Source organism: Ruegeria sp. YTSC192 (assembly GCF_059609705.1).
Genome location: NZ_JBXWMG010000010.1, coordinates 154,065 through 174,028, shown reverse-complemented (window position 1 = coordinate 174,028; position 19,964 = coordinate 154,065). Strand labels below are relative to the sequence as shown.

Annotated in this window: 13 protein-coding genes and 3 pseudogenes; 8 read left to right on the top strand and 8 right to left on the bottom strand. The window is 56.5% G+C overall.

Annotation, left to right across the window (positions count from 1 at the left end; all coding sequences use genetic code 11):
* Together AC2FD8_RS15180 and AC2FD8_RS15175 are read right to left on the bottom strand one after the other, a co-directional pair.
* Window positions 1-1,720 (bottom strand): PA14 domain-containing protein (locus AC2FD8_RS15180; RefSeq protein ID WP_496857142.1); only part of this gene is annotated, 1,720 nt, incomplete at its 3' end.
* Window positions 1,721-2,674: 954 nt separating this feature from the next.
* The gene (locus AC2FD8_RS15175; protein ID WP_496857144.1) at window positions 2,675-4,102 is read right to left on the bottom strand and encodes an alanine/glycine:cation symporter family protein; all 1,428 of its coding nucleotides are present in this window, start codon (window positions 4,100-4,102) and stop codon (window positions 2,675-2,677) included.
* A 236-nt stretch (window positions 4,103-4,338) separates the two neighbouring features.
* Here AC2FD8_RS15175 and AC2FD8_RS15170 point away from each other — a divergent pair, with 236 nt between their 5' ends.
* The 6 genes from AC2FD8_RS15170 (at window position 4,339) to AC2FD8_RS15145 (ending at window position 12,811) form a co-directional block, all read left to right on the top strand.
* Window positions 4,339-5,151, top strand: a complete 813-nt coding sequence (locus tag AC2FD8_RS15170) for a helix-turn-helix domain-containing protein (RefSeq protein WP_496857146.1) — start codon at window positions 4,339-4,341, stop codon at window positions 5,149-5,151.
* Between the two features lie 434 nt (window positions 5,152-5,585).
* Complete coding sequence (locus AC2FD8_RS15165; protein ID WP_496857148.1) at window positions 5,586-6,485, top strand: LysR substrate-binding domain-containing protein; 900 nt, start codon at window positions 5,586-5,588, stop codon at window positions 6,483-6,485.
* A 93-nt stretch (window positions 6,486-6,578) separates the two neighbouring features.
* Window positions 6,579-8,630 carry an ABC transporter substrate-binding protein gene (locus AC2FD8_RS15160; RefSeq protein ID WP_496857150.1) on the top strand — a complete coding sequence of 684 codons (2,052 nt, stop codon included), beginning with the start codon at window positions 6,579-6,581 and terminating at the stop codon, window positions 8,628-8,630.
* Window positions 8,631-8,719: 89 nt separating this feature from the next.
* Window positions 8,720-9,712, top strand: coding sequence for an ABC transporter permease (locus AC2FD8_RS15155; protein WP_496857152.1), 993 nt, complete (start codon window positions 8,720-8,722; stop codon window positions 9,710-9,712).
* A 1-nt stretch (window position 9,713) separates the two neighbouring features.
* Window positions 9,714-10,877, top strand: a complete 1,164-nt coding sequence (locus tag AC2FD8_RS15150; RefSeq protein ID WP_496857154.1) for an ABC transporter permease — start codon at window positions 9,714-9,716, stop codon at window positions 10,875-10,877.
* The gene (locus AC2FD8_RS15145; protein ID WP_496857156.1) at window positions 10,877-12,811 is read left to right on the top strand and encodes an ABC transporter ATP-binding protein; all 1,935 of its coding nucleotides are present in this window, start codon (window positions 10,877-10,879) and stop codon (window positions 12,809-12,811) included. The genes AC2FD8_RS15150 and AC2FD8_RS15145 overlap by 1 nt, the downstream gene beginning before the upstream one ends.
* A gap of 256 nt (window positions 12,812-13,067) precedes the next feature.
* Here the strand turns inward: AC2FD8_RS15145 and AC2FD8_RS15140 are convergent.
* Window positions 13,068-13,286, bottom strand: a pseudogene (locus AC2FD8_RS15140) (IS6 family transposase); the annotation flags it as partial.
* Window positions 13,287-13,350: 64 nt separating this feature from the next.
* On the opposite strand from AC2FD8_RS15140, the pseudogene AC2FD8_RS15135 reads away from it, so the two are divergent.
* Both AC2FD8_RS15135 and AC2FD8_RS15130 read left to right on the top strand, forming a co-directional pair.
* Window positions 13,351-13,734 (top strand): annotated as a pseudogene (locus AC2FD8_RS15135) (DDE-type integrase/transposase/recombinase); the annotation flags it as partial.
* A 10-nt stretch (window positions 13,735-13,744) separates the two neighbouring features.
* A pseudogene (locus AC2FD8_RS15130) lies at window positions 13,745-14,021 on the top strand (transposase).
* A gap of 130 nt (window positions 14,022-14,151) precedes the next feature.
* Here AC2FD8_RS15130 and AC2FD8_RS15125 read toward each other — a convergent pair.
* The 5 genes from AC2FD8_RS15125 to dctP form a co-directional block, all read right to left on the bottom strand.
* A complete protein-coding gene (locus AC2FD8_RS15125; RefSeq protein WP_496857158.1) occupies window positions 14,152-15,666 on the bottom strand; it encodes a malonate--CoA ligase in 1,515 nt (504 codons plus the stop codon).
* 5 nt (window positions 15,667-15,671) lie between these two features.
* Window positions 15,672-16,928 carry a malonyl-CoA decarboxylase gene (locus tag AC2FD8_RS15120; RefSeq protein ID WP_496857160.1) on the bottom strand — a complete coding sequence of 419 codons (1,257 nt, stop codon included), beginning with the start codon at window positions 16,926-16,928 and terminating at the stop codon, window positions 15,672-15,674.
* Window positions 16,925-18,241, bottom strand: coding sequence for a TRAP transporter large permease (locus AC2FD8_RS15115; RefSeq protein ID WP_480823503.1), 1,317 nt, complete (start codon window positions 18,239-18,241; stop codon window positions 16,925-16,927). Before AC2FD8_RS15115 ends, AC2FD8_RS15120 begins: the two co-directional genes overlap by 4 nt.
* 5 nt (window positions 18,242-18,246) lie before the next feature.
* Window positions 18,247-18,789 (bottom strand): TRAP transporter small permease, encoded by a 543-nt coding sequence (locus tag AC2FD8_RS15110; RefSeq protein ID WP_496857163.1) that lies wholly within the window; start codon window positions 18,787-18,789, stop codon window positions 18,247-18,249.
* A 102-nt stretch (window positions 18,790-18,891) separates the two neighbouring features.
* Window positions 18,892-19,878 carry a TRAP transporter substrate-binding protein DctP gene (gene dctP / locus AC2FD8_RS15105; protein ID WP_496857165.1) on the bottom strand — a complete coding sequence of 329 codons (987 nt, stop codon included), beginning with the start codon at window positions 19,876-19,878 and terminating at the stop codon, window positions 18,892-18,894.
* Between the last annotated feature and the right edge of the window lie 86 nt (window positions 19,879-19,964).

Here is a 19,964-nt window from a genome sequence, read left to right as displayed (position 1 = left end):
CGGTGTCATCTCCGCCGGTATCGCCGGTGTCATCTCCGCCGGTATCGCCGGTGTCATCTCCGCCGGTATCGCCGGTGCTATCTCCACCGGTATCGTCTGTGCTATCGCCGCCAGTTGTGCTGCCGTCTTGCTCCGAGTTTGAATGGCTAAGTGCGTCTCCATTGACGACTTGGCGCAGACCATTGCTATCTGGCCCTGCCCATTCGAGCTGCAAGGTTTGCTCGCCGCCGCGTTCAAAATATAGAACTTCGATATCGTGGATGCCCTCATCCAACTCCAGAGTCACGCTCTCTTCAACATACCAATGAAGCTCATCATTATCGATTACGCGCTCTCCGTTGATATAGAGCGCTGATCCGTCATCGGATGTTAGATAGAAAGTATAAACGCCGCCGATCGCGACATTTAAGTTCCCCGAATAGCGTGCTGCAAAATTGTCAGTCGGACCGTTCTGCCACATAGCATCTGATGATCGGAAAGTGTTCAATTCGCCGACAACGCCGGTCACTCCTGGGGTGCCAGAAAAATCGATCTGTGAAAGGCGCGAAATTGGTTCACTCAATGCGTAATAAGATGCAACCAAACCTGAACTTTCCACCTGGCCACCTGCATCGTCGCCCGCGGAATCATCATCGTTATCACTGTCCGAGTTGCCGTCGCTGTTTGAGTCAGTGTCATCTCCATCACTTGTGTCGCCATCTCCGGCGATCCCGTGACTAAACGCATCTCCACTAACTATCTCACGCACACCATCGCTATCTGGTCCTGCCCACTCCAACTGAAGGGTTTGTTCGCCGCCGCGTTCAAAATATAGAACTTCGATATCGTGGATGCCCGCATCCAACTCCAGAGTCACACTCTCTTCAACATACCAATGAAGCTCATCATTATCGATTACGCGCTCTCCGTTGACATAGAGCGCTGAACCATCATCGGACGTTAGAAAAAAAGTGTAAGTGCCACCTTCTTTAACATTGAGATTCCCAGCATAGCGAGCGGCAAAATTATCTGTTGGACCATCTTGCCATACTGCGTCCCTTGAACGGAACATGTCAAGTTCACTAACAACTGCAGACACATCAGACGCGCGTGAGAAATCGATCTCGGAAAGGCGTGAGACGGATCTTTCCAGCGCAAAATACGACACCGACAGGCCCGATTCTAGCCCCTCATGATCGCTGCTGTCTGTTTCACCATCTTCCAGATTGTCGCCTTCTTCTTCGCTCCCATTCCCAGCATCACTTTCATCGGTGCTTTCGTCCTCAAAATCTTCAGCACTAAATGAGGACCCACCAATAACTTCACGCTGACCATCGCTGTCAGGTCCTGCCCACTCCAACTGAAGGGTTTGCTCGCCGTCGCGTTCAAAATAGCGGACTTCTATATCGTGGATGCCCGCATCCAACTCCAGAGTTACACTCTCTTCAACATACCAATGAAGCTCATCATTATCGATTACGCGCTCTCCGTTGATATAGAGCGCTGATCCGTCATCGGACGTTAGAAAAAAGGTGTAAGTGCCACCTTTTTCAATATTGAGATTTCCAGTGTAGCGAGCGGCAAAATTATCTGTTGGACCATCCTGCCAGAATACGCCTGTGTCGCGAAACTTGTCCAATTCACTGACATATCCAGTTACGTCTGCCGCAACCGAAAAGTCAATTTGTGACAAGCGAGATACTGGCCGTGCCAGTACGAAGTAGGATGCGTTAAGGCTCATGGTTACCTGCTCAATAACTGTTGGAACGTATTATTGTTTTCGATTGCTGGCATGCAAGCGGCAACGAAGCGGCAAAATTTTGTTTCGGCAACAAAGCGCCCAAAATTTGAATTTTATTTCCCCAATTGGATAAATAAGGATCATTTTGACTGACTTAATAGCCGGCAATCATGAAGAAATCATAACTGAACCTGAGTGTTTTCAATTACTAAAGACATTTCTCGCATTTAGTCAGGGAGCCAAGATACACTCTGGCCTCGGTCAGCGGAATTCAGCGGCGAAAGCCCAAAAAGCTGGCGAAAGTGTGCCGGATAGATCACAAAAAAGCCATACACAACAGGATTCGTGCTTTCCGCATCCAAAGTACACAGGGATTCTCATTTGTTGGAAGGGCATCGCCAACTTGTTCGCGTGTTTGACGAAGGGGATGTGTCGCAAACCCTGGGGTCTTGTTGACGAACTTGCGTGATTTGAGGTTTGTGCTGGTCGGAAAATTTCGAACACGATATTAGAGCATGATCTCGTCAAAGGGCTGTCATTTCCCCAAGGATGCAGTTTTGTACGCTGTTTACATCTTTCTGCGGTACACGGTGTCCAATCGTGAGGCGTTGTTTCAGAACTCTGATCGTTCAGGATTCACATCTGGTATCCATGCGCTTGGACGGGGAAGATGAGCAAGCCCACACTTGCCCGGTCCCGATTTCCCCAATCCGCAAGAATGGTCGGCCATGGAAATAAGACTGCCCGGCTGCGCAGGTCAGAAACGAAACCCTGCGCGCGTCCGGACACTATTCGCTGAGATCGCAGGATGGATGTATCCAGTATGTCGCTGACTTTGGTCGTTCCAAATATTTGCGACATATCCGTGAACCCCGCCAATGTCTGGCGAGGTTCATTAGTGTTAGACTTCCCGTCTAGATGACGCGTTGAAACCCGTCACGCTTGTTTCAGGGATCAGTCTTCTACTTTCCCGGTCCATGCCGTGCGATCAATGTCCAGATCGGGGAAATTTTCGGGATTCAGAACGGGGCGTTCAACACCTGCTGCAAGTTGTTTGCGGAAATCTTGCAGAATGCGAAGACACGTCGGTAGCAGCATCATGATCACGATAAGGTTCACCAGAGCCAGCAGCCCCATCGCGGGATCCGAGAACGCGAACACCGATGTCGCACCTGGCGCGGTCGCTCCAAGGAAAACAATACCCATGATGGCAATGCGCAGAACGTTGATCGCCATTGGGTGTTTCGTGATCACGGTCAACGCGTTTTCGCCCAGATAGTAGTTGTAGATGATCGAGCTGAAAGCGAAGAGTAGAATGATAAACGTCAGGAAGTATTGGGCCCATTCGCCAAGGTGGCTTACCAGCGATTGCTGGGTCAGGACGACACCATCGATATCTGCGCCGGGCTGATACACGTCGCTCAGCAGGATGACCAATGCGGTACAAGTACAGATGATGATCGTGTCAATAAAGACCGAGAACGATTGGGTGATGCCCTGACTGATCGGGTGACGCACGTCCGCAGTCGCGGCCACGTTCGGCGCCGAACCCAGACCGGCTTCGTTCGAAAACAGACCGCGACGCAGGCCATTTGCGATAGCCGCGCCCATGCCGCCACCGACTGCTTCTTCCCAGCCGAACGCGTTGGCAATGATCGAGGCGAAGACACCTGGTACGTCAGCGATGTTGATCAGGATGATCACAACAGCCATCAGAAGGTAGGCCAGTGCCATGACGGGAATGACCACATCCGCGACCTTGGCGATCCGGTGAATACCACCAAAAACTACAAAGCCAGCAATCACTGTGAGCACTGCGCCAGTGACGAAACGGCTAAGACCAAGGCTTTCTTCAGCCGCGCCCGCAACCGTGTTGCCTTGGAACGCGTTGAAACCGATGGCGAAGGATGCGATCAGGCAGATTGCATATACAACGGCCAGCCATCGGTACTGTTCCCCTAATCCGTGGATGATGGAGCGCGCAGGCCCGCCACGGAAATCTCCGTTTTCTTGACGACGTTTGTAAAGCTGCGCCAACGAGCATTCGACCAGGCTGGTTGCCATGCCGACAATGGCAATGGCCCACATCCAGAACACCGCGCCCGGGCCACCAAGCGTAATGGCAACCGCGACCCCGGCGATGTTGCCACCACCTACACGACCACCGACGGAAACCAACAGCGCCTGGCGCGCCGAGATGGCATTTGGATCTGCGCTTTGGTTGCCTGAAGACAACACGCGGAACATGCGTTTGAAGAACTGAAACTGAACGAAACCGGTCAGCAAAGTGATGAAGACGCCAAAGATGACAAGAATTGGTACCAGCGACCAACCCCATGTCAGGTCATTGACCGCGCCAAACAGGCTGTCAAAAATTCCCATGTTTCTTTTTTCCCTGTTAGTGAAGACCATGTGCTGTGGATATCGGGCTGATCGCTCCACCGCATCAGGTCTGGTAGCACTGGCCTCACGTTCGACTCAATTTGGTGAGGTGTTGCAACCAGTTGCAAAAAGGTCTTGCATGAGCGCCATGTAGCGCCACATTATCGTCAGGTGTTGATCGAAATATCCGGTGTTTTTCGGATTTGTTGATCCGAAATATAAGGGGCAGGTTGAATATGGCGGAAGATTTCCAACGGAACCTGAGGTTGCTAACGAACCATTTCAAGTCTGTGGCTGAGGTCTGTCGCCAGTTGGAGATCAATCGTTCTCAGTTCAACAAATACCTCAACGGTGCATCCCGACCTTCGCAACATGCCCTTGCGAAAATCTGCGATTTCTTTGGTGTTGAAGAAGGCGAGATATTACTTCCGCATGACGATTTTGCCGAAATGGTCCGGTTGCGCCGCGATGCCAATGTCGGCCCACTGGCCTATTCTGCCTATCTGGAACAGCTGGCGAAACGCTCTCGCAATGATTTGTCCCGATATGATGGTTTCTACCATGAGTATTCTTACACCATGACATACCCGGGACTGATCCTGCGAACGCTTGTCAGGCTGTCGACAGAAGGAGGTGTCACGCGCTATTCGCGCATCGAAAACATGGCGATCAAGGGCCGCGGTACCGCCCGGATGCATGGTCGCTACAACGGGCTGGCGTTTTACCTGAACGACCGTATTTTTCAGGTCGATTTCGATGCAATCACGGGCGAAGAAATCAGCCAGACGATCCTTTATCCCAACTTCAAGAATCGCCACAACAGGTTACCCGGACTGAAGCTTGGTGTATCGACCAGCAGTTCCAGAGAGCCCCTTTGTGCGCGCGTTCTTTATTGTTTTCTGGGACGAGAAATCAACATCAAAGAAGCGCTAAAGGCGTGTGCTGTTTTTGAACCCGACGACCCGGACATTGATCAATCAATCGAGCTGATGGTGAGAAACACAATGAGCATTGAAGATTCACACTTTCGAGTAATGAGTGACCTGTAAGATCCTTCTCATATCGGGGAACGGCTACTTGGCGCAGCACCGTTTGGAAAATAGGGCGTGCAGGCCTTTGTCGCGGGGATGAGGCGTGACGCCCTGATCGCACTGTGGTCATCAATGGCGCGATGAACGGGGCAGCTTTTGACACTTAAATCGAGACGCAACTGGCCCTGTTGCTTGATCCCGGAACCGTCGTCATCCTCGACAATCTGTCCACACACAAAAGCCAGCGTTACGAAATTCAAGAAATCCGCAGGCAGTATGGTTTGATGAAAAATGGGTAAAGGGACGTCAGCAGGCCCTGATACTGTCCATTTCCATGCGCACTGGACGCGCGGGAAATGAAAACGGATAAAGCGTAGCAAGTGTATCCGGGAATTGTGCTTTGGGTCTTTTCCGGTTCACCTGTGCGACAGCGGCAGTGAAGGAAGCCAACTATGCCCAGTAACGTAGAACCGAGCATCCGCCAGCTCAAAGCGCTTGAGGCGGTTGCTCGTACCGGCAGTTTCACGGCCGCGGCAGAAGAGTTGGGCGTTTCTCAACCTACAGTTTCCAACCTGATCGTCGCCCTGGAACGCCAAACCGAATGTCGCTTCTTGCGGCGGGGCAATAAGGGCATTGAAACCACTAAAATGTTCGAAGAGCTGCGCCCGCAGATCAAGGCGCTGCTGGCGTTGAAATCCGAGGTCGATCTGGCAATTGGCGAGCGGAAGGACCTCAAGTCGGGCAGCTTCTGGGTCGGATATTCAACCCATCAGATTGCCATGCCTCCGATTGCCAGATTCATCCAGACCCACCCCGGTGTCACACTGAATGCGCGTGCCATGGCCAGCCTCGACCTGCTGCCTTTGTTGCGCACCGGTGATCTGGATGTTGCCTTTGTCACCGCGCGCGAACCGTTGGAGGCGATGCATTGCCAAAAGGTCGCCTCGTTCCGGATCGGCATCGTCGCCCAAAGCAAAGGCGCGTTGCGGGACGTCGATACCCTTACTTGGGCAGAGGTCGCAAAGCTGCGATTGATACAGCGTGAGCCGAATGCGGGCACGCGCCAGCTGTTTGAACGCGCGGCCTTGGGGGCGGGGATCACGCCGGACACCATTCTGGGCCTCGGTTCCTGGGGGTCGATAACCTCACTGGTCCGGGCTGGCGTGGGCCAGGGGGTAGGTTTCGAATCAGAGTTGGTGGCCGCTGACACGGACCTGAAATTCATCCCAATTGACGATGAAAAACTGGGCGCTCATCAGTTTTTGGTTTCGATGCCTGCGATGGCAGCGTCGGCCACTGTCCGGCAATTCTATGAAATTACACAAGAAACACTGGCAAGTGTAACCGAATAGGAGGGTCATAGTTTAAAGCTATAGACCCCCACCCATTATTAAACTGTTACAATAGCGCCTTAAGCGGATCGTCGAACTTACCTGGAGGTTATCATGACGATCCGTCATATCCTGATGTCCACTGCCGCGACGATGATTGCGGTTCCCGCGCTGGCAAGTTGCCCGGTCGCCACCGTAGCTGACCCAATGGGGTTGGAGCCCGCGTTCCCACAGCAGCTGGAACTGGCCGAGCTGCAATCGGCCGCATCCTGCACTCTGGAATTCTCGGAAAACCCCGCGATTGCCGAACTGAACGGCAAGATCCTTGGCAACGCAGACCTGGCCGCAGTTGCAGACCGTCTGCCAGCCGAGCCTCTGGTCGTGATGCCCTATGAGGGCATCGGCCAGTATGGCGGTGCAATCACCGGAATCTCGAAAGCGACCGAGTCGGGCACGTCGGACCTGCTGTCCGTGCGCCACGTGAACTTTGTGCGCTATGCGGATGACCTGCAGACGGTTGTTCCCAATGTCGCCAAGGCATGGGATTGGAACGAAGACAAAACCGTTCTGACGATTACGCTGCGTGAAGGGCACAAATGGTCTGACGGTGAACCCTTCACCGCCGAAGACGTTGCCTTCTGGTACAATGACCTGTTGCTGAACACAGATATTCTGGAAAAAACCCCGGATCGCTGGCTGTTCGCAGGCGAGCCGATCAAGGTTGAGGCGGTTGACGACGTGACCGTTCGCATGACCTTCCCGGTGCCGACGCCGGGCATTCTGAACCGTTTTGCCGTTGACTATGGCCAGCCGTTCCAGCCCAAGCATTTCCTGGGCCAGTTCATGCCCAAATACAACGAAAACGCCGATGCGCTGGCGCAGGAATACGGTTTCGCCAACGGTGCCGAAGCGGTTGATTTCTACTACGGCGGCTCAGATTGGAAAGACGTTCCATCGCCGCTGCTGAAAGACGCCGACAAAGCCGCTGCCATCGGCCGTGCGGTCGTGCCGACCCTGGAAAGCCACATCGTTGTGGAAGAGACCTCGGAAGGTCGCAAACTGGTCGCGAACCCCTATTTCCACCAGGTCGACACCGCGGGTAACCAGCTGCCCTATATCAACGAAATCGTTGAGAGCTATGTCAGCGACAAGGAGGTTCAGAACCTCAAGGTCATGAACGGAGAGGTCGTCTGGAAACAGCAGGCAGTCTTCCTGGAAGACTTCCCTCTGCTGAAAGAGAACGAAGCCAAGGGCGGCTACACGATCCAGTTCGCGCCGACCCTGGGTGAAAACGTGTTCTTCTCGTTCAACCGCACCCATAACGACGAGGTGCTGCGCGAAATCTTCAACGATGTGCGCTTTAACCGTGCCATGTCGCTGGCGATGAACCGCGATGAAATCAACGAGATCGTCTATCTGGGTCAGGGCACACCGATGCAGGGTGTTCCGGCCGAGCCCAAGACCGTGTCGTTCATTTCGGATGACGTGCTGAACAAGGACATCGCCTATGATGTCGAAGGCGCCAAGGCCCTTCTGGCCGAAATGGGCCTGAGCGACAGCGACGGCGACGGCACGTTGGAGCGCCCGGACGGCAAGCCTCTGGTCATTCGCTTGGTCTATTCCTCGCAGGGTGTGCCGGTGAAAATGATGGAGCTGGTGCGGGATTACTGGACCGCCGTGGGCGTGCGCGTTGACCTGAAAGAGGTCACCTCGGACGAATACCGCGCCTCGGGCAACAACAACGATCTGGACCTGACGACCTGGAAGTATGACGGCAACGCCGGCCCAACCATCTCGCAGGACACCACTGTTTTCGTGCCGCCCTTTGGTGACTTCTTCAACCCGGGCACCGGTGCCAAATGGGCCACATGGAAACAAACCGACGGTGCTGAAGGCGTTGAGCCTCCGGCCGATATCCAGAAACTGTGGGAGCTGAGCGAACAGTTCATCCAGGTTGAGTTCGGCTCGGACGCCAGCAACGAAATCGGTGCTGAAATCGTCAAAATCCACACTGACAACATGCTGAAGATCGGCACCGTCGGTGACATCGTTGCCCCCTTCCTGTGGCGCAGCGATCTGCAGAACGTCAAACCCATCAAGTCGAAAACCTACGACTTCTACTGGACCTACCCCTACCGCCCCTCGCAGTGGTGGCTGGAACAGTAACCCCCATACGGGTTTGACACTTTCCTCCGGGGCGTTTGCAGCAGACGCCCCGGAGTTTGCAGTCCAAGCTGTAGTTTCAGGACAGACGCATGCTCAGATTCACCGCCGAACGACTAGTCGGAATGGCCATCACGATGCTTCTGGTGTCGATGATGGTTTTCCTGATCATGGAAATTCCGCCCGGAGACTACGCCGACCGTTACGCGTTCCGGAAATACTCGGGCACCGGGGTCAATGTAACCGAGGCCGATGTGCAAGCCATCCGTCAGGAGCTGGGTTTGGACAAGCCCATGTTGCTTAGGTATTTTGACTGGATCGGCGGTATCGTTCTGCGCTGGGATTTCGGGCAGGCATTTGCCTTTGAAACCTCGGTCACCAAGGTGATCGGTGACAAGGTCTGGCTGACCGCAGGCATCCTGTTCGCGACGCTCATCCTGACCTATCTGATCTCGATCCCGGTTGGGATCTACGCGGCCGTGCGGCGCGGTTCGGCCATTGACTACGGTCTGGCGATTTTCTCGTATCTGGGCCTCGCGCTGCCGAACTTTCTGCTGGCGCTGGTCATGCTGTATTTCGCCAACCGCTGGTTCGGGGCGGATATCGGCGGCTTGTTCTCGGCCCAGTATCAGGACGCCCCGTGGAGCGCGGCCAAAGTCTGGGACATGATCAAACACCTGTGGTTGCCTGCGGTGGTTCTGGCCTGGTCGGCGGTGGCCTACCAAATCCAAACCGTGCGCGCGACCATGTCGGATGAGCTGAACAAGCTGTCCGTCACAGCAGCCCGCGCGCGCGGCGTGCCCGAGCGGAAGCTGCTGATCAAATACCCGGCCCGGCTGGCGATCAACCCGGTCGTTTCGACCATAGGATTTGACGTGAACCGGATCTTTTCCGAGCTGCCGATCGTGGCCGTGGTTCTGGGCCTGACCGAACTGGGTGAGCTGCTGCTGAAAGCGTATCTCGATCTCGACATGAACGTGGCAGGCGCGATCCTGTTGATGCTGACCTTTGCCATCGTCTTCATGAATTTCCTTTCCGATCTGCTGTTGGCGTGGCTGGACCCGCGCATCAAGCTGGGGGCGTGACATGACAGATATGACCGATCCTGAAATGACCCCGGCCCAGCAACGGGCTGCGGAAAAAGAACGGCAGCGGCTTCTGAAATACTATTCGGCCTCGCAATGGACCCTGATCTGGTGGCGCTTCAAAAAGCACCGCGCGGCGATGTATGCCTCGATCGTGCTGGGACTGATGGCACTGGCCGGTTTGTTCGCCGAGATCGTGGCCCCCTATGGCCCGGTCACGCGCGATACTTCTTATATCGAGGGCCCGCCGCAGATGCCCCGCTTCTGTGACGGTAATGGCTGCTCTGTCGTGCCCTTTATCAACGGCACCAAGACCGAGCGTGATCCGGTGACCCTGCGGGCCATCTCGGTGCCTGATCCCGAGGTGCGCAATTACCTGGGGTTGTTCGTCAAAGGCGATGCGGTCAAGGTTCTGGGCTTTATCCCGACCGAACGCCACCTGATCGGCTTGCAGAACCCAGAGGCAAAGATCCATTTCTGGGGCACGGATGATCTGGGGCGGGATGTGTTCTCACGCACCATTTATGCAACGCGGACCTCGCTGTCGATCGGTGTGATCGGGGTGCTGATCTCCTTTGTGTTGGCGCTGATCATCGGCGGGATTGCTGGGTATTTCAGCGGCCTCATCGACAATGTCATCCAACGCGTCACCGAGGTGATCCGCGTTGTGCCCATCATCCCGCTCTACATGGGTCTGGCCGCCGCCATGCCCAAGGAGTGGTCGACCACGCAGGTCTATTTCGCGATGACACTGATCCTTGGCCTCTTTGGCTGGCCGACATTGGCGCGGCGCATCCGGTCGCAGCTTTTGTCGATCCGGAATGAGGACTACGTGGTCGCGGCCCGACTGGCCGGCGCGCGCCCCAAGCGCATTATCGGTCAACACATGCTGCCTAGCTTCACCAGCTTTATCATCGTCGATCTGGTGATCTCGTTCCCTTACATGATCCTGTCGGAAACTGCGCTGTCTTTCGTTGGTCTGGGCTTGCGCCCGCCGTCGGTCTCGTGGGGTGTTCTGCTGCAACAGGCGCAATCGGTGCGCGCGATCGAGCAAACCCCATGGCTGTTCATTCCCGCCGTGTTCGTGGTGGTGGCTGTTCTGGCCTTCACAGTGATCGGTGACGGGCTGCGTGACGCGGCTGACCCCTACGCGGAGGCGAAGTGATGGCAAACATCCTGGACGTCAAAAACCTGACCCTGTCTTTCCGCACCGACGAAGGGCTGATCCAGCCGGTTCGCGATGTCTCGTTCTCGCTTGAGAAGGGCAAGACGCTGGGCATCGTGGGCGAAAGTGGCTCGGGCAAATCCGTGTCGACCAAGGCGGTCATGCAACTGCTGCCCGGCATTGCCAGCATCGATCAGGGGTCCGAGATCAACTACGTCATGAAAGACGGCAAATCCGTCGATCTGGCCAAGGTTCGCCCCCATGACCCGCGGATGGGCGTGATCCGCGGCGGCGAGATCGGGATGATCTTTCAGGAACCGATGGCCAGCTTTTCGCCGATCTACAGCATCGGCAACCAGATCATGGAGGCGATTCAGCTGCATCGCGGGCTGAACAAGCGGCAGGCGCGCGAGCTGGCGATAGAGATGCTGGACAAGGTGGGCATCACCAACCCCTCCGCCCGTGTGGATCAGTTCCCGCATGAGATGTCGGGTGGCATGCGCCAGCGCGCCATGATCGCGCTGGCCCTCTCGGCGGGTCCGCAGCTTCTGATCGCGGATGAGCCGACGACCGCTCTGGACGTGACGATTCAGGCGCAGGTTCTGCAACTGATGCGTGACCTGCAGTCCGAACTGGGCATGAGCATGATTTTCATCACCCACGACTTGGGCGTGGTGGCCCAAGTCGCGGATGACATTGCGGTGATGTACAAAGGTGAGATTGTCGAGCGCGGCACCGTGCGCGAGGTCATCAACAACCCGCAGCAGGCCTATACCCAGCGCTTGCTGGATGCGGTTCCGCGTTTGGACAAGGTCGTTCCGCCCGCGCCGCTGAAAAAGAGCAAAAAGCTGATCGACGTCAACAATCTGGGCGTCGAATTCGAAGTCCGGAAAAAGAAGCTTTTCCGGACCGAGGTCGAAAAAGTGCGCGCGGTTAGTGACATCACTTTCGACATCCTCAAGGGTGAGACGGTTGGTCTGGTCGGCGAAAGCGGGTCAGGCAAAACCACGGTTGGTCGCGCGATGCTACGCGCTATTGATCCCAGCGAAGGCGAGGTGATCTTTCACCGCAAGAAAAAGGGAGATATCGACCTTGCCCACGCGTCCGAGGCTGAGTTGCGCGCCGTACGCAGCAAGATGAACATGGCGTTTCATGAAGGCCCGGTACAGTTGCACAACCTTGGTGGCAACCTGCTGCGCACCTTCCGCCCGGAAATGAGCCTTGTTTTTCAGGACCCGTATTCCTCGCTGAACCCGCGCATGACGGTGCGGGATATCATCGCCGAACCGCTGGTGGCTTCGGGCCTGATGACGGACCGGGACCAGATCGACAAGCGGGTGCGCGAGATCGCGGCGCGATGCAAGATCGACCTGGAGCATCTGCGCCGCTTCCCGCATGCGTTCTCCGGCGGCCAGCGGCAGCGGATTTGTATCGCGCGCGCGCTGGTGTCCAAACCCAAGTTTGTTGTCTGCGATGAATGTGTTTCGGCGCTGGATGTGTCGATTCAGGCTGAAATCGTCGCGCTTTTGAAGGACGTGCAGGCCGAGCTTGGTGTCAGTTTCCTGTTCATCGCGCATGATCTGGCTGTGGTCGCGCAGATATCGCATCGGGTGGCGGTGATGTACCGGGGGCGGTTCATGGAATATGGCCCGACCGACAAGATCTTTTTTAACCCGCAACACCCATACACCAAGGCGTTGCTAACCGCGGTACCGCATCCCGACCCTGATGCTGAATTCAAGCCGATCCGTTTTGACGGGAACATGATCCATCCCGTTGCCTCCTCTGGTCCGGATGGGGTGTCGCTGCATGTTCCGGATCGGCCCTCGGATGAGCCAATCCAACTGGTCGAAGTGGATGAAGGGCATTTCGTTGCCTGTCATCTGGAACAGCACCCGGCCACGGAAAGGACCAAGTCGCTGGAATCCGCTTAACCAGCAAAAAACACCCTTGCAGGGGGCAATGGAAAACTGTCGCCGGACCATGGCTCGAAACGGTGTTGTCTCGTTAACCCACGATCCACATAGAGATCCTGGTTTTCGGATTTCAAGCGGCCTGTGTGGCAGCATTCCAAGCGTCAAATGCCTCGAGACGGTGATATCGGATTGATTGGGCGGATCGGCGGCAAGCGGGGACGCTGAAGCAATTGGGGATGGTTGAATGGAACGCCACGAACTGCTGCAATCCACCCGGACGACCCTGACCCTGCCGCAGGTTTCGCGCGACGAGTGGCCCGAACTTGATGACCCAACGCCGGACGGTTTCATAAGACACATCGATCCCGCGCTGCAGCAGCGCCTCTTCTACTTCGCGCAGGCTCAGATTGAAGCGTACGTACAGCCACACCGCGTGCGCGATAATCTGAGGAGGAAACCGGTGGCGCTTGTAGCAGATCGATGATGACTTCATCGATGTCACCTACGTCCAATCAAGGCTATGAACAACCGAACGACGGTTAATGTGACAACACCCCGAGCGCCGGAACAAAGCCACTGCGACGAGGTTTTTTGCCCACGCGCTTGAGGTGAAGGGTCTACCGCGCAAGATCGTCATCGACAAACGCGGCGCAAACAACGCTGGCATCAAGGCCATTGACAAAATGCCAAAGGGTTTTGGCTGCTTGATCCTGATCGAGACAGCTAGGCGCAAATACCTCAATAACATCATGGAACAAGATCACAGGTTCATCAAAAGGCGAACCCGTCCGATGCTTGGCTTCAAGTCTTTTATCTCGGCTGCAGCAACTCTCGCGGGGATCGAAGTCGCGCACATGATCCGCAAGGGGCAACTCACACCCGGACTCTGTCCGTTCCAACAATTCGCTAGGCTAGCTTGTAAACGCTGGTGCGATCACTGAAGTGGTTCGCCTGATTGAAATCTTTGCAGCGGAACCCGTTTTCTATCACCGTTATCACATCGTCTGGTCGATAAAGTATCGTTACAAAGTGCTGACCGGTGCGTTGCGGTTTCGGGTGTGTGACATCTGCCGTCACGTCTGTCGCGAGAACAAGGTCGGCATCTTGCGCGGGGTGCTGGTTCTGGGGCAGGGGGTACTTCTAAACCACCAACGGTGCGATCACTGAAGACATCGTACTTCAGAACCCGGAAGATCATATCGCTGATCCTACCGGCGCCAGCCGGTAGTCGTTCAGTACATCTATCAAACCCCTTTGGAGAAAAGTCAACGGCCTGAAGCCACGATGGGCGCGCCTTCAGGCCGTTGAAAGGAAACTCGCGGTTCGAGGAGGTTACCGCGAGTTTGGGGAGTGTTACTTCACGCGGCCGCGAACATGTCCTTGTATTGGTCGCGCAAAATATTCTTTTGAACCTTGCCCATTGTGTTGCGGGGCAGTTCATCCAACAGGATCAGCTTGCGCGGATGTTTGAATCGAGCAAGGCTGCCGCGTACGGCTTCCATCATGGCATCCATGTCAGGCGATTGACCCGGTTCGGCGATGATCACGCCCAACACAGTTTCACCAAAATCGGGATGAGGTACGCCGATGACAGCGCTTTCGACCACGCCGGGCTGATCGTCCAGAACCAGTTCAATCTCTTTGGGATAGATGTTGTAACCGCCCGAGATGATCAGGTCCTTGTTGCGGCCAACGATATGAACATAGCCATCTTCGTCGATACGACCCAGATCGCCGGTGATGAAGAACCCGTTTTCGCGCAACTCAGCTGCGGTCTTTTCGGGCATCTGCCAGTAACCCTTGAACACGTTGGGCCCGCGCACTTCGATCTCGCCAATTTCGCCTTGGGGCAGGGCGTTGCCGTCTGAATCGCAGATCTGCAATTCGACCCCGGGTAAAGGAAAGCCCACGGTCCCCGCCCGGCGGTCGCCGTCATAGGGGTTCGAGGTGTTCATGTTGGTTTCGGTCATGCCATAACGTTCGAGGATCCGGTGGCCGGTCCGCTCTTCGAACTGCACATGGGTTTCCGCCAGCAGCGGGGCCGAGCCCGAGACGAACAGGCGCATATGGGCGGCCAGATCCTTGGTGAACCGGTCATCGTCCAGCAGGCGGGTATAGAATGTCGGAACACCCATCATGGTCGTGGCGTTCGGCATCCGGCCAATGATCTCGTCAAGATCGAATTTGGGCATGAAGACGATGCTGCTGCCCGCCGCCAACGAGACGTTGGTCGCAACAAACAGACCATGCGTGTGGAAAATCGGCAGCGCGTGCAACAGCACGTCATCGGACGTAAAACACCATTCCTTGACCAGCGCCTGTGCGTTCGACAGCAGGTTGTTCTGGGTCAGCATCGCGCCTTTCGACCGGCCCGTGGTGCCCGAAGTATAAAGGAAGGCCGCCAGGTCATCGCCGTCACGGTCGACTGTGTCAAAGCCGGCAGGCATGGTCGCGGCCTGATCCATCAGGCTGCCGCTGCCATCAGCGTTCAACGTTTCCACCCTGGCGCCCAATTGCGCACCAACCGGAGCCAGCTTGTCTTCGCTTCTGCTGTCGCAGACGATCAGTGAGGCACCGCTGTTTTCGATGAAGTAGGTCAGCTCATCCACCGTATAGGCGGTATTGAGCGGCAGGAACACCAGACCAGCTTGCGCGCAAGCGGCGTACAGCGCCAGTGCTTCGGGCGATTTCTCGATCTGGGCCGCCACGCGATCACCGGGTTTCAGACCCAGCTGGGCGGTCACATGGGCGATCTGCGCAGCGGTGCTCAGGAAATCCTGATGGGTAATCGTTGTACCGTTCAGCAGGTGCAAAAAAGGTGTATCTTTACCGGCATGAGCGCCGAACAAGCCGTCATAGAGAGGGTTAGCCATGAGGTTTACCTTTCTTGTGTCGTGGTGAGAGAGGCAGATGCAGCGAGAGACTTGGCCTCGGGCGATGCGATCACCTCGCGGGTATTGGCGAATTGCTCGTGGTTTTGCGAGACGCGAGACAGGTCATACAGGTAGTTGACCATGGTGCCGCCGGACTGGGCGCGGCCCTTGTCTGACGTATCGGCATCCGCGTGAACCGCGTGAACCAACGCACCGTTGCCCAGATGGAATCGGGCGACCGGATCAAACGGCATCTTGCCCCGGCTCTTGGCGTTCAGCAGGTAATGCGCCGCCAGCGCCTTCATCTGGTCTGGTTGTTCGACATCCCATTCGAGGCCCTCTTGGGCGAGCCATTTGGTCAGGCCCGGGATGGGCGAAAGGGTGACGAAGGTCTTCAGCCCGGTCAATTCGGCTGCCAGGTCCGAAGCCACCTGTTTGATCAGCGAGTTGCCGAACGAGATGCTGGCCAGGCCCGCCTGACAGTTGGAGATAGAGTAGAATACCGCTGTGTCGGCCTGATCTTCCGGCATCGGATCGCGGTCTTCTGCGAGCAGCGCCTGAACCGAACCCGGAATGCCACTGTTCAGTGCGACTTCGACAAAGATCAGCGGTTCATCCGGCATCGAGGGGTGAAAGAATGCGAAACAGCGTCGGTCTGTGGGTTCCAGCCTGCGGCGAAGATCGTCCCAACTGTCGATGGCATGCACCGCCTCATAGGCGATGATCTTTTCCAGAATATGCGCCGGGCTTTCCCAGTTGATCGGACGCAGGACCAGAAAGCCCCGGTTGAACCAACTTGCGAACAGGTGCCGGAAATCCAGATCCAGCGCCTGCAGCTCGGGCTCTTTACCGCCTAACCGCAGCAGGTCGGCGCGCATTTGTACCAACGCGCCAGTGGCGCCAGGCACCCGGTTCAACCGGCGGATCATCTCCTGCCGGGCCGGTTCCACCGCAGCCGCAAAGCTGCGATAGGTCGCTTTCGAGGGGTCGCGCTCGTATTCGTCAAGCGACGACCGAACCGCCTCGGGGTCGATATTCATCGCTGTGGCGAGATAGCGGAAGAACTCCAGCTTTTCGTCGTCGTCCAGAGTGACGAACCGGGTCAGGATTTCCTCGGCCAGAGCCAGCCCCGAAGTCTCGCCCGCGGATCCAACCAGCGCGTCGGCCAGTTCGGTCAGCGGGCGGCCATCCAGGGCCGCCGCGCCCGGGCGGCGGTAACGCCGCTCGAACACGGTGGACAGAAGATCCGCGAGCAGGGTCATACCGCCGCTCCCATCACCAGGTCAGGCAACCAGGTGGCCAGACCGGGGAACAGGCACAGCAGGACAATCGCGATCACCATGCAGGCCACGAAGGGCAGCGAACCGGTCAGGATGGTCTTCAGCGAAATGTCAGGCGCGATGCCGTTGATCACATAGAGGTTCAGACCAACCGGAGGTGAGATCAGGCCAATCTCCATGTTGATGGTCAGCACAACCGCAAACCAGATCGGGTCAAAACCAGCAGTGGTGATGATCGGCAGCAGGATTGGTGCAGCCATCAGGATCACCGCAACGGGCGGCAGGAAGAACCCGGCGATCAGCAGGAACACGTTGACCGCACCCATCAGAACCCAGCGGTTCACATCCAGCGTACCGATCCATTCGGCAATCGCCTGGGTGATGAATAGCGAGCTGAGCATGTACGAGAACACACCGGCGGCGGCGATGATGAACAGGATCATCACGCTTTCCTTGGTGCTGTCGCGCAGCACGACCCAGATGTCCTTGGGGTTCCACAGCTTGTAGATGATCATCGCGATTAGCAGACACAGCAACGCACCAACAGCGGCCGTTTCCGACGGCGTGGCGATGCCGCCATACATGGCATAGAGAACGCCCAGAATGATACCGAGGAAGGGCAGCACGCGCGGCAGGATCTCGAACCGTTCGGCCCAGGTGTAGCTGCCGGAACCCAGACGGGTCGCGTCACCGGATTTCCAAGTGGAATACAGCGACCAGGCCATGAACAGACCCACCAGCATCAGGCCCGGGATCACACCGGCCAAGAACAGGCGGCCAATCGAGGTCTCGGTGGCGATACCATAGACGATCATGGTGACCGATGGTGGGATCAGGATGCCCAGCGTACCACCGGCAGCGATCGAACCTGCGGCAACACCGTCGGGATAGCCGCGCTTGCGCATCTCGGGGATGCCCATCTTGCCGATGGCGGCACAGGTTGCGGGCGACGAACCGGACATGGCGGCAAACAGCGCACATGCACCAAGGTTCGAGACAACCAGACCGCCCGGAACGCGGGTCAGCCAGCGTTCAAGTGCTTCGTATAGGTCGGCCCCCGCCCTGGTCGAGGCGATGGAGGACCCCATGATGATAAACATCGGGATCGAGAGAAGGGCAAAGTTATCGAGTTTTCCGAACAGAATCTCGGGCATCAGTTCAAGTGAACGCGGGCCGTCAAAGATGATCAGGAACCCGGCGGAAACGATCAGCAGACCGATGGCCACGGACACGCCCGAGAACAGAACGAGGATGGTGGCGATGGCGACAATGGCGCCGAGCAGAAGGGGATCCATCAGCTTTACTCCAGACCAAAAGGTTTATCGATGCCCAGAAGGACAGCGACGAGGTCGGCAATCAGCTGAAGCAGCAGCAGTCCAAAGCCGACCGGAATTGACAGGTAGGGTATCCAAAGACGCACGCCCCAAACGGTGTCGGATTTCCAGCCGCGTTCCCACGCGAAGTGCCAGTATTCGTAACCGTAAAACAGCATGACCGAGACGATGACGATGGACAGAACCGCAGTCACGATCGCCATGAAGAACCGGGGTCGCGGTGCTAGTGAAAGCGGGATCAGGTCGACATTCACATGGCCGCGCAGGCGCTGCACGTAAGGCAAACCAACCAGCGTGGCGGCGATGACAAGATAGATGACCGCTTCGGTTTGCCAGATGGTCGATTGGTTCAGAACGAAGCGCACGACGATCATCTGGCAGGTGATGGCGACAGCGGCGACGATCATTCCTGCGGAACACCAGCCCGCCAGAGTTGAAAGCGCAGCGACAAAGCGAAGAAAGGGGTTGTTGCCTGTGTGGGAAGCAACGGCAGAGCTATGACCGGCCATTTGCGCCTCCTTTGGTTGAGATGCAATTAAGTCTGAAGATCAGAGAGTATCAGAACGGAGATCAGATGCCGGGCGGCGGCAAGGCCGCCCAGCAAGAGAGGGTCACTCGACCGCCAGAGCCTTGTCCAGCAGGTCCTGACCATCAGGAACCTCTTCCACGAAGGCCTTGTAGGATGTTTCCATCGCCAGCGCGCGCCAGGCTTCGAAGTCTTCCGCGCTCATCTCAGCAATCTCGACGCCGGCCTCTTCAAACACTTTGGCCGAGTTGGCGTCCTGTTTCTTGGCCTCTTCCAGGTAGAAGGCCTGGGCCTTTTCCGATGCAGCCAACAGGGCGGCCTGCTGATCTTCGTTCAGACCATCAAAGGTGGATTTGTTCATCAGCAGCGGCTGATACATGAACCACAGCGCTACGTCGCCTGCAGGGGTATAGCAGGAAACCTGCTCGTAAATGCGGTAGCTGACGAAGGACGAAGACGACGTGTTCGCCGCTTGCAGAACACCTGTCTGCATCGCGTTGTAGATTTCCGACGATGCCATGGATGCGATCGACGCATCAGCACCGGCCAGCATCTGTTCAAACGACTTGCCCGCCGCACGGGTTTGCAGACCTGTTACGTCTTCAGGGCTGGTGATGCACTTGTCCTTACCGGCAAAGCCACCGGCCAGATAGCCGTGAACCAGTACCATCACATCGTCATCGGCCATTTTGGCTTCAAGCGCTTCCATGAAAGGCGAGTCGGCCAGACGCGCGGCGTGATCGTGGTTTTTCACCAGACCGGGCATCAGCGTCAGGTTATAAGCAGGTTGCTGACCACCAGCATAGCTGAGCGGCAGAACCGTCATGTCCAGCTGACCACGGCTAAGCGGCTTGTACTGCTCGCGCGGTTTGAACAGAGATTTCGAACCGAAGATCTTGATGTCCAGATCAACATCAGCGGCGGCGACTTCATCGGCGACCATCTGGGCAACCTGGTGACGGATGTCCTTGTTCGACCACTGATGCGACAGGCGCAGTTCCTCTGCGCTTGCCAGTGTACCTGCGGATGCAAGCGCTACGGCAGCGACTGCTGTCTTGAGAATAGCTTTCATTTCTTCCTCCCGTTTTAAAACCCGGATGAGCCGGGGCTGACGGAAGCATAGGGCAGCAATGTTTTTCTAGTCAAGATTTTTGTATA

Coding starts and splice junctions, on each gene's coding strand:
- AC2FD8_RS15155 (WP_496857152.1), top strand. CDS start 8,720: ATGCTCAGATTCACCGCCGAACGACTAGTCGGAATGGCCATCACGATG.
- dctP (WP_496857165.1), bottom strand. CDS start 19,878: ATGAAAGCTATTCTCAAGACAGCAGTCGCTGCCGTAGCGCTTGCATCC.
- AC2FD8_RS15150 (WP_496857154.1), top strand. CDS start 9,714: ATGACAGATATGACCGATCCTGAAATGACCCCGGCCCAGCAACGGGCT.
- AC2FD8_RS15170 (WP_496857146.1), top strand. CDS start 4,339: ATGGCGGAAGATTTCCAACGGAACCTGAGGTTGCTAACGAACCATTTC.
- AC2FD8_RS15115 (WP_480823503.1), bottom strand. CDS start 18,241: ATGGATCCCCTTCTGCTCGGCGCCATTGTCGCCATCGCCACCATCCTC.
- AC2FD8_RS15160 (WP_496857150.1), top strand. CDS start 6,579: ATGACGATCCGTCATATCCTGATGTCCACTGCCGCGACGATGATTGCG.
- AC2FD8_RS15120 (WP_496857160.1), bottom strand. CDS start 16,928: ATGACCCTGCTCGCGGATCTTCTGTCCACCGTGTTCGAGCGGCGTTAC.
- AC2FD8_RS15125 (WP_496857158.1), bottom strand. CDS start 15,666: ATGGCTAACCCTCTCTATGACGGCTTGTTCGGCGCTCATGCCGGTAAA.
- AC2FD8_RS15110 (WP_496857163.1), bottom strand. CDS start 18,789: ATGGCCGGTCATAGCTCTGCCGTTGCTTCCCACACAGGCAACAACCCC.
- AC2FD8_RS15145 (WP_496857156.1), top strand. CDS start 10,877: ATGGCAAACATCCTGGACGTCAAAAACCTGACCCTGTCTTTCCGCACC.
- AC2FD8_RS15175 (WP_496857144.1), bottom strand. CDS start 4,102: ATGGGAATTTTTGACAGCCTGTTTGGCGCGGTCAATGACCTGACATGG.
- AC2FD8_RS15165 (WP_496857148.1), top strand. CDS start 5,586: ATGCCCAGTAACGTAGAACCGAGCATCCGCCAGCTCAAAGCGCTTGAG.